Annotated in this window: 6 protein-coding genes; 4 read left to right on the top strand and 2 right to left on the bottom strand. The window is 70.6% G+C overall.

Annotated elements, in window-relative coordinates:
• Window positions 1–71: 71 nt before the first annotated feature.
• Both WBP48_RS11330 and WBP48_RS11325 read left to right on the top strand, forming a co-directional pair.
• Window positions 72–725: a response regulator gene (locus tag WBP48_RS11330; protein WP_424440474.1), complete on the top strand. Its 654-nt coding sequence runs from the start codon at window positions 72–74 to the stop codon at window positions 723–725.
• Entirely contained in the window at window positions 722–2,737 is a 2,016-nt protein-coding gene (locus WBP48_RS11325; protein WP_424440472.1) for a sensor histidine kinase, read from the top strand. The genes WBP48_RS11330 and WBP48_RS11325 overlap by 4 nt, the downstream gene beginning before the upstream one ends.
• 23 nt (window positions 2,738–2,760) lie before the next feature.
• Here the strand turns inward: WBP48_RS11325 and WBP48_RS11320 are convergent, their stop codons facing one another.
• Window positions 2,761–3,723: a TolB family protein gene (locus WBP48_RS11320; protein WP_424440470.1), complete on the bottom strand. Its 963-nt coding sequence runs from the start codon at window positions 3,721–3,723 to the stop codon at window positions 2,761–2,763.
• Between the two features lie 125 nt (window positions 3,724–3,848).
• Between WBP48_RS11320 and WBP48_RS11315 the strand changes: the two genes are divergently transcribed.
• Window positions 3,849–6,425 carry a BTAD domain-containing putative transcriptional regulator gene (locus tag WBP48_RS11315; RefSeq protein ID WP_424440468.1) on the top strand — a complete coding sequence of 859 codons (2,577 nt, stop codon included), beginning with the start codon at window positions 3,849–3,851 and terminating at the stop codon, window positions 6,423–6,425.
• 66 nt (window positions 6,426–6,491) lie between these two features.
• Window positions 6,492–7,913 carry a hypothetical protein gene (locus WBP48_RS11310; protein ID WP_424440466.1) on the top strand — a complete coding sequence of 474 codons (1,422 nt, stop codon included), beginning with the start codon at window positions 6,492–6,494 and terminating at the stop codon, window positions 7,911–7,913.
• Here the strand turns inward: WBP48_RS11310 and WBP48_RS11305 are convergent.
• Window positions 7,859–9,157 (bottom strand): FAD-binding protein (locus WBP48_RS11305; protein WP_424440464.1); only part of this gene is annotated, 1,299 nt, incomplete at its 5' end. The two genes, WBP48_RS11310 and WBP48_RS11305, sit on opposite strands and share 55 nt — an antisense overlap.

Here is a 9,157-nt window from a genome sequence, read left to right as displayed (position 1 = left end):
GGGAGATTCTCCCGGCCCACCCGGGGGCCGCACCCCTAGGGTCAGGCGACGCCGCACGGCACAATCGAGCCATGGCAGACGCTCAGGTGACGCGGATCGTGCTCGCCGACGATCATCCGGTCGTGCGCAGCGGGCTCGTCGCGCTGCTCGAGACGCTGCCCGGCATCGAGGTCGTCGGGCAGGCGGGCGACGGGGAGGCTGCGGTGCGCGAGGTCGCGCTGACCCGGCCCGACGTCGTCGTGATGGATCTGCGGATGCCGCGACTCGACGGCGTCGAGGCGACGCGCCGCATCGTCGCGGACTATCCCGACGTCGCCGTCCTTGTGCTCACCATGTTCGATGAAGACGCCCTCGTCGCCGACGCTCTCGCGGCGGGCGCGCGCGGCTACCTGCTGAAGGGAGCCGAGCAGCACGAGATCGAACGCGCCATCCGCGCCGTCGCCGCCGGCGGCGCGATCTTCAGTCGGGATGTCGCCTCGCGCGTGCTCCGACGGGTCACGCCCGAACCGACGGCACGCCCCCTGCCGCAGCTGACGCCCCGCGAGCGCGACGTGGCCGACCTCATTGCCGCTGGCCTGTCCAACACGGCGATTTCGGAGCGACTCACGCTCGCGCCGAAAACCGTCGGCAATCATGTCTCCGCGATCTTCCTCAAGCTCGGCGTCGCCACGCGTGCCGAGGCGATCGTTCGCGCCCGCGAGGCGGGGATGGGTGGGCGGACGTGACCAGGTCGCGCACCGTCGTCGTCGTGGTGGCGGGCGTGGTGGTGGCGCTCACGGTCGCGTCTGTCTCGGCATCCGTCATCGCGGGATGGTCGTGGGACACGTACGTCTCGTCGTACACCTTCACGAACACCGTCGTCGGGGTGGCGCTCGCCGGCCCCGGGCTGTTCATCGCGTGGTTCCGGCCGCGCAACGCCGTCGGCGCGCTGCTCGCGGTCGCCGGCGCAGGACACCTCGTCTCGGCCGCGATCGCACCGATCGGGACCATCGGACTGGCCGCGGGCTGGCCGGAACCCGTCACGAGGGTGCTTGCAACCCTGTTCCTCGTCGCGTGGATGATCGGTCTGCCCGCGCTCTTCTTTCTCGCGCTGCTGCTGTTCCCCGACGGGCGCCTCCCCTCCCCCCGTTGGGCCTGGCTGGCGTGGCTCATCGTCACGTTCACGGCCTGGAGCGTCGTGACCACCGCGATCACCCCGGGGCCGTCCGTCAACGGCGAACCCGGCACAACCTCGCTGTTCGCGGTAGAGGGTGCGCCGGTCGCCGTGTTCGACGTCGGCAACCTCATCATGTCGCTGACGATCGTGGCCGCCGTCGTGACCTCGCTCCTCGTGCGCTACGTGCGCGGCGACGCGCAGACCCGTCGTCAGCTGCTGTGGCTCATCCTCGCCGTGCTCGCGATGCTCGCGCTGAACTCGCAGCGCTGGATCACGGGCGACGGACCGATCCTGCTGCTCCTCAGCGCCGGGCTGCTGCCGGTCGCGATCGCAATCGCGATCGTGCGCGAGCGCCTGCTCGACATCCGGCTCGTGCTGTCGCGCACCGTCGTCTACGGGCTCGTCATCGCGGCGGTCGTTGCACTCTACGCCGGGCTCGTCGCCGGGCTCACCCTCGTGGTGCCGCAGGGCGCCGACCGTGCGGTCGCGATCGGCGCCGCCGTCGCCGTCGCCCTCGTGTTCGACCCGCTGCGGCTGCTGGTGCAGCGGGCGGTCGGGCGACTCTTCTTCGGCACGCGCGACGACCCCGCGGGAACGGCGGGTCGCGTGGGCGCCGGCATCGGAGAGAGCGGTGCCGCGGGTTCGCTCGAGGACGTGCTGCACGAGTTACGAACGGCGCTGCGGATGCCGCGACTCGCGGTGACGGAAGGGTCGCGGGTCGTGGCGGTGGACGGGGACGGGGATGGGGACGGGCATGACCGGCACGGGGACGGGGACGACCGACGCGGTGCCGAGCCTCGCGACGCCGCGCACGAGACGCTCTCGCTCGGCGGCGACGTGGCACTGACGGTGACGCTGCGGGCGGGTGAGCGGCAACTCCACGACGCCGACCGCCGGACGCTGCAGCTGCTCACCCCCGCGATCGGACTGCTGATCCGCGAACAACGACTTGTCGCCGAGCTGCGCGACGCGCGGGCTCAGACCGCCGAGGCCCGCGAACTGGAGCGCAAGACCGTGCACCGCGACCTGCACGACGGACTCGGTCCCACCCTCACGAGCGCGGCGCTACACCTCGACGCGGCGCGCAACGTCGTCTCGGCCGAGCCGGAACGCGCGGAGCTGCTGCTCGCGCAGGCGCGCGACGACGTGGGCGATGCGCTCACCGAGGTGCGCCGCGTCGTGTATGGGCTTCGCCCGGTCGCCCTCGACGGGCACGGATTGGTCGGCGCGCTGCGCGAACAGGCGACACACCAGGCCGGACTCACCGTCGATCTCACCGTGGGCGACCTGCCCGAGCTCTCGCCGGCGGTCGAGCTGGCGGCCTATCGCGTCGCCGTCGAGGGCATCGCCAACGCCCACCGCCACTCCGACGGCACCCGGATCGCGGTCTCACTGACCGCCGACGACGGCACGCTCGAACTCACCGTCCAAGACGACGGACGCCCACCCTCGTCGTATCGGCCGGGGGTCGGCATCCGCTCCCTCACCGATCGCGTCGAAGAACTGGGCGGCACCGTCGCGATCGGCCCCGCCGCCGAGGGGTGGGCGGTCATCGCCCGACTGCCGCTGCCGAGCTCCTGACCGGCGGCGAGTGGCCGCGCGGCTCACGGGCGCAGCCGCGGGTGGGTGCCGGGGCCGAGCGTGACGTGCTCTCCTCCTTCCGCCGACATGACGGCCACCGTCGGCGTGCTGCCGACAGGTTCCTCGACCACGAAGACGATCACGGCGCCGTCGGCACTATAGGAACCCTGCAGTGCGCGACCGCCGTCGTCTTGGAGGCGGGTCCACCGCGTCGGTTCCCCACCCGACGAGGGCATCGTCCACAGGTCGCCCGGCGCCGACATCAGGATGCTGATTCCGTCGGGCGACCAGGCAGGGTAGGAGAAGCCGTCCGCCATGTCGGTGAGGTACGACACGGAGCCTTCCCGCGTGAGGATGGCGATCGCGCTGCCGGTCATGCGCTCCTCATGGACGCCCGCGCTGGCGAACCGGTCCACCTCAACAGCGAGCCGTTGGCCCGCCGGATCCCATGCGACAGAAAAGGGATACTCCGTCGGATCTGCGGTGAACAGAACGAGGGGCTCACCTCCCGCAACAGGCACCGAGCGTACCGTGCCGATGCCGTCACCGTTCTCAGCGGCGTCGCCCTGTATGTAGGCGACCTCGGTACCGTCGGGAGAGAAGCTCGGCTCGTCGGTCCAGACGCATGGATCTGTGCAGTCGACCAGCGCGCGGGCGGTACCGCTCGCGACATCGACGATCCAGAGATCTCGAGTGCCATCGGCATCGTCGAGGGCGAACGCGATGCTCCTCCCGTCGGGAGACCATTGCGGGTGAAGCTGTTCCCCCGCCGGCACATCACCACGGACCACCGCTTCGGGCTCCCAAGGCTGCGGATCTGAGACCTGTATCTCCCCCTGCCATTGGATCAAGACTCGACTTTCACGCAGCAGGTCGAGCACTGCTGGGTGATCGTCAGTGGGCTCGGTGACCCCAGCACCCGAACAGCCCGTCACCGAGATGAGCAGACACAGTCCGACAACAGGCACGAGCTTCAGCTGTCTCATGACTCCTCCTTCATGATCGCCCGGGAATCCGGGCCGATCCGCACGGTAGAGGGGGCGCTCCTCATCCGCTCCTCACCGTCGAAGAAGCCGTTGACCGGTGTGGCCCGACGGCCCACGATGGAGCCATGCTCATCCGGGTGCTGGGACCGATCGAGGTCCAGGGCGCGGTCGTTCGGCCGCGCGAAGCACTCGTGCTGGGGGCGCTCGTCGTCCGACGGGGGAACGGCATCTCGATGGAAGAGCTCGCGTCGCTGGTCTGGCCGACGGCCCAGCCCGCGACCTGGTATCACCAGCTCCACAGTGCGGTCTCCCGTCTGCGCGCCGTTCTCCCGGACGGGGCCGTACACACCGACGGGGCGACCTATCGCCTCCACCTGGCGCCGGGAACGATCGACGCCGACCTCCTCGACGACGCGGCTGCTCGCGTGCTCAGGCATGTCGCCTCGGGCGAACCCGGCCGCGCCGTCTCGCTCGGGGCGGAGGCCGCGAGCCTGTGGCACGGCGACCCGATCCCCGCCCTCGCCGGCTGGAGCGAACGGGACGCCTTCGCGTCCCGGATTGGCGAGCGTCTGCTCGTCATCCAAGAGGAGACACTCCTCGCTCGTGCGGGCAGCGCTCCGGCGACGGTCGCCGTGACCGATCTCGAAACTGCCGTCGACCGCGATCCCTACAACGAGCGGATGTGGGTAGCGCTCGTGCACCGGCACCTCGCCGATCGGCGAACCGATCGCGCGCTCGGCACCTTGCGACGCGCGTCGGGGGTGTTCCAGAGAGACCTCGGGCTCGACCTTCCCGGGGCCCTGGTCGAACTCCAGACAGCGGTGCTTCGCGGCGACGGTCTCCCGGAACCTCCCGCGCTTCTGAAGGAGCAGTGTCCATACCTCGGCCTCGAGGCGTATGACGAGTCCGAATCGGCCCTGTTCTTTGGACGGGACGGCCTCGCCGACCAGGTGATCGAGGAGCTGCTGTCCTCGTCCGTGCATGTCATCGTCGGCGCGTCGGGCATCGGCAAGACATCCCTCATCCGCGCCGGGATCCTGCCGCGGCTGCGCAGCCGCGGCCGCGACGCGACACTGACGGGCGCGCCGGAGTTCTCGCTCCCTGCGCATCCGGTTGACATCCTGATCATCGACCAGATCGAAGAACTGCTCGATGCTGGGGCGGGGCAATCGGCGGACGCACTCATGGACGGCTTGCGAGAACACGCTCACGTGCTCCTCGCGGTGCGTTCGGCCTCACTCGACGACCTTCTGCAGGTCCCCGGGATGTCCGACCGGATCGGAGGGAGCGTCAGCGTCATCGGACCGATGGCTCGCGACGAGATGGCCCAGGCGATCGAAGGCCCGGCCGTCGCATCCGGGCTCAGGCTCGAGCCCGGACTCACGCCGCTCATCCTGCGTGACCTCGACGATGCCTCAGGGGCTCTGCCTCATCTTTCCCACGCACTTCAGGAGACATGGGTGCGCCGAGAGGGTGACACGCTGACCGTGCTGGGCTACGAATCCGTCGGTGGCATCTCCGGGGCGGTGTCGCGGACGGCCGAGCGTCTCTACGAGAGTCTGGATTCGGCCGCACGCGAGGCGTGTCGCGCCGTGATGGGACGACTGGTCCACGCGGCCGCCGAGGGCACCGTCGTACGACGGCATCCGAGGATGGACGCGGTCGCGCTCGACACTGCCAGCCGCACGGTGATCGACCGGTTCGCTGCTGCCAGGCTCCTCGTGCTCGACGGCGCTCACGTGTCACTCGCGCACGAGGCGCTCGCACGTGCCTGGCCCCGACTTCACGGCTGGCTCGTCGACGACGCCGCCTGGCTCCGCACCCTTGCGATGCTCGAGGATGCCGCAGCGCACTGGGAGGACGGCGGACGCTCCGACGACGATCTGTGGCGCGGGGCCCGCGTGGCATCGGTCGACCCGGACTCGACGCCGACGTTCCTCACTGCCTCGGAGGCCGAGTTCCTCGCCCGATCCCGGGACCGGGAGGACCACGAACGCCGGGCGGCACACGAGGCATGGGAACGCGAGCGACGCACCAATGTCAGACTGCGGACATCGTTGGTCGCGGTCGCGGTGCTTCTTGTCGCGACCGTCAGCGCCGGAGTGCTCAGTGGCATCAACGCGACCCGGGCCGCCGAGCAAGCGGAGTCCGAGCAGGTCGCGCGACTCCTGGCGACGTCCCTGGCGTTGCGGGAGTCCGACCGCGACGTCGCGGCACTCCTCGCTGCCGAGATGCACCGGCGCTGGCCGGATGACCCGCGCTCCCGGGCCGCGCTGATGGGTTCGATGACCTCGGCCGGCGGCTACCTCGGGCGCCACTACGTGGGCGGCGATGAGATTGCGGCCGCGCCCGTGACGGCGGGTGGCGCGATCGCCCTGGTCGGCGGTACCGAACTGGTCCGGGTGTCCGGCGAGGGCGCGCTGGACCCGACCGGGATCTCCCTGCCGACCCCCGGCGGCGAGATCGCGGTGTCACCCGAGGGGAACCTGGCGGTGCGGCGAGGAGGCAGCGCAGAGGCGGCGCGGGTCGACATCGTCGATCTCGCGGCAGGAGAGATCGAAACCATACCCATCGATAGCCGCCTCACCGATGTAACCGCCACGGAGAACTCCGTGTGGGCGCTGTCTGCGACCGATCTACCGGTCCGGATATGGCCGTCGGAGGTCTCGGCAGAGGTCACCCCGGCATCCGAACAGGATTGAGTCACACCGGCTGCATCGCTCCACGGACTCGCCGGTGGTCGCCTCGCCTACGGAACCAAGGCCGGTGTGACCGTGATCGATGCCTCGAACGGCGCGATCGTGACCCGTGCCCCCCTTCCCCCGGGCTACGCCAACGTGCTCGTCGCGCCCGGATCCGGAAACACCCTCGTCACCTCCGGGGATGCCGGGATCGCTCTGGTCGACCTCGCCGTGGGAGCACCGGTGTGGACCGTGCCGCACCGACTCTCCCAACGGAACCAGTGCAGCACGGCTGTGGTCGCCGCCTCCCGCGGCTCGCTGTTCTGCGGCGGGCGGCGCATCACGGAGTACTCGCTCGCCGACGGCACCGTCATGGAGGGCACGTACGACCCCGGCGTCGGCGGTGCCGCCGTGCTCGCCCTCGACGCAGCCGAGACGCGCCTGATCGCGTTCGCGGGCACGTCTGCATCGATCGCAACCTGGGACCTCACCGGAGGCGGCCCGGTGTCGCACGTGATCGCCGCGGGGCGGATGGCTGTGGACGGGTTCGAACCGAACGGCGACCGGTTCGTCGCTGCGGTCGCACCCGACACATCAGCACTCGCCGCCGACCCGACGTCGTGGGCGGTGTGGGACGCCGGGGACGACACCGCCGTCCTCGGCCCGTCGCCGGATCTCGCACTCATCGGCTGGGCCGCCGCGGGCGTCGCCACCACGTGGGACGGGATCGAGAGTCACTCGGACACGCTGGTGAACCTGAACGACGGCAGCCAGACTCCTCTCGAACTGGGCCGGGCCGACGGGATCACGGCATCCCGCAACGGAGCCCTCGGGTACTCCTTCGGCGACTCTTGGATCCAGCCCTATGACCCGACGACGGGGCGCGCGACCGGGCCGCTCATCGAACCGGGAGACCGTGTCGTCACCTTCGCCGACGCTCTCGACGGCGACCTCGGGGTCGCGTGGATCTGGGATCCGCAAGGAGCGGCGCGCATCGAGGTCTTCGATATGCGCACCGGCGAACGACTCTCCTCGGGCTTGCACGGCGACAACGGCGCGGTGCCCTTCCCCGACGGCTCCGCCATCGTGAGTTCCGGCTCCGACGCACTTCGCGTGAGCGACCCGCATACCCTCGACCCCATCCGAACGCTGCCCAATCCGGGCGGGGTCACCACCGACTTTCCCCAGATCTCGGACGATGCCAGGACCCTGCTGCTGCCCACGCACGACCAGAAGGTCTATCTCGTCGACCCGACATCCGGGATATCGCTTTCGGACGGCATCCCGTCGTCGACTCGTGACTTCTGGCCCGGCGGCTATCTGCGCTCGGACGGTGGCGCGATCATTGTCAACGTGCCGCAAGGCGTCGCGCTCTGGAGCCTCGACCAGAACGAGCAGTTCGACGCCGCCTGTCGACTCGCGGGACGCGACCTCACCCCCGTCGAATGGTCCACCTACTTCGGTGACACCGCTCCAGCGCCCACCTGCGCCGGTGCGGTCGCCCCGTGAATCCGTCCCAGTGGGTGGTTCGAGCGGATGACGTCATCCGGATCGACCCTCTGTTTGATCTCGCGCAGCCGCGGGAGCGCGTCGCCGTAGAGCCGCTCGGCGCGTGCCGGCGTCTCCGCGAAGTTCAGATAGTCGGACTCGGACCGCCACGGAGCGAGCACACCGAGGAGGTCATCGAGCTCACCCCTGACCGTCGCGGCGTTCTCGGGGGTGTCCCCCATGCCGCCCGCGAACATCAGGTGGGAGCCGTTCAGACCCGAGACCGCACCGCCGTCCTCCTGCCCTGGGGTTCCTGGGGTCCCTGGGGCAAGGGCCGCGCCGAGCAGTCGGAGCTCGGCCGAGAGGATCGACCCGCCCCGAGGGGTCGCCGCTACGCTGAGGAACGCATCCACTGCCCGCTCATCGAGTTCGCGGATCAGCGCGCCGTCACCGATCCCCGGGACGGGTCCCGGCGGGTCCATGTGCAGCGCGCTCAGCGCCGGCAGCGGGGTGACGGCGAACGTATCGATCTCCGGTTGCAGGCGGCGCAACTCCGCCAGGAGCGCGTCGGCGGCAGCCGCGGCATCCTGCAACACGGCTTCGACGATGACGAACGCGCGGCCGCGCAGCGGCGCGGGCACGTCGAGGAACGGGGGGAAGGTCATCACGCGCGCCGCGGTCATGACGGATGCCGGCAGGTCCACCGTCCAGTCCCGCCACGCGTGCATGACGTCAGCGGCACGATCGATCGGCCAGAACAGGGCGCCCGCGTACACGCTCGTCATCGCGTAGAGCCGGAACTCGAGAGCCGTGACGACGCCGAACGCCCCACCGCCTCCGCGCAGCGCCCAGAACAGGTCGGGGTCGGCTCGCTCATCGACACGACGGAACTCGCCGTCGGCGGTCACCAACTCGATCGCCGTGACGCTGTTCGCGCCGAGACCGTGCGAACGGGCGAGCCAGCTGACGCCTCCGCCGAGCGTGTAGCCGACGACACCGACGTCGGCCGACGAGCCCGCGAGCGCGGCGAGGCCGTGCTCGGCGGCGGCTTCGGTCACCTGCTGCCAGAGCGTTCCCGCCTCGACCCGCGCGATCATCCGCTCCGGGTCGATCGTGACACCCCGCATGAGGTCGGTGCGCAGCAGCAGGGTGTCACCGAGCTCGCCCAGAGGGGCGGCGTTGTGGCCCGTGCCCTGCGCGGCCACCCGGAGCCCGTGCGCCACGGCGTAGCGCACCGCGGTGGCGGCATCCTCGGCGTGTGCGGC

Source organism: Microbacterium sp. (genome assembly GCF_049661145.1).
GTDB lineage: Bacteria > Actinomycetota > Actinomycetes > Actinomycetales > Microbacteriaceae > Microbacterium.
The sequence above is the reverse complement of the archived record's forward strand: the minus strand, read 5'-3'. Positions and strand labels throughout refer to the sequence as shown.

Bases quoted from the DNA above. Each gene is read 5' to 3' on its own strand.
- WBP48_RS11330 (WP_424440474.1), top strand. From the start codon at position 72: ATGGCAGACGCTCAGGTGACGCGGATCGTGCTCGCCGACGATCATCCG.
- WBP48_RS11320 (WP_424440470.1), bottom strand. From the start codon at position 3,723: ATGAGACAGCTGAAGCTCGTGCCTGTTGTCGGACTGTGTCTGCTCATC.
- WBP48_RS11315 (WP_424440468.1), top strand. From the start codon at position 3,849: ATGCTCATCCGGGTGCTGGGACCGATCGAGGTCCAGGGCGCGGTCGTT.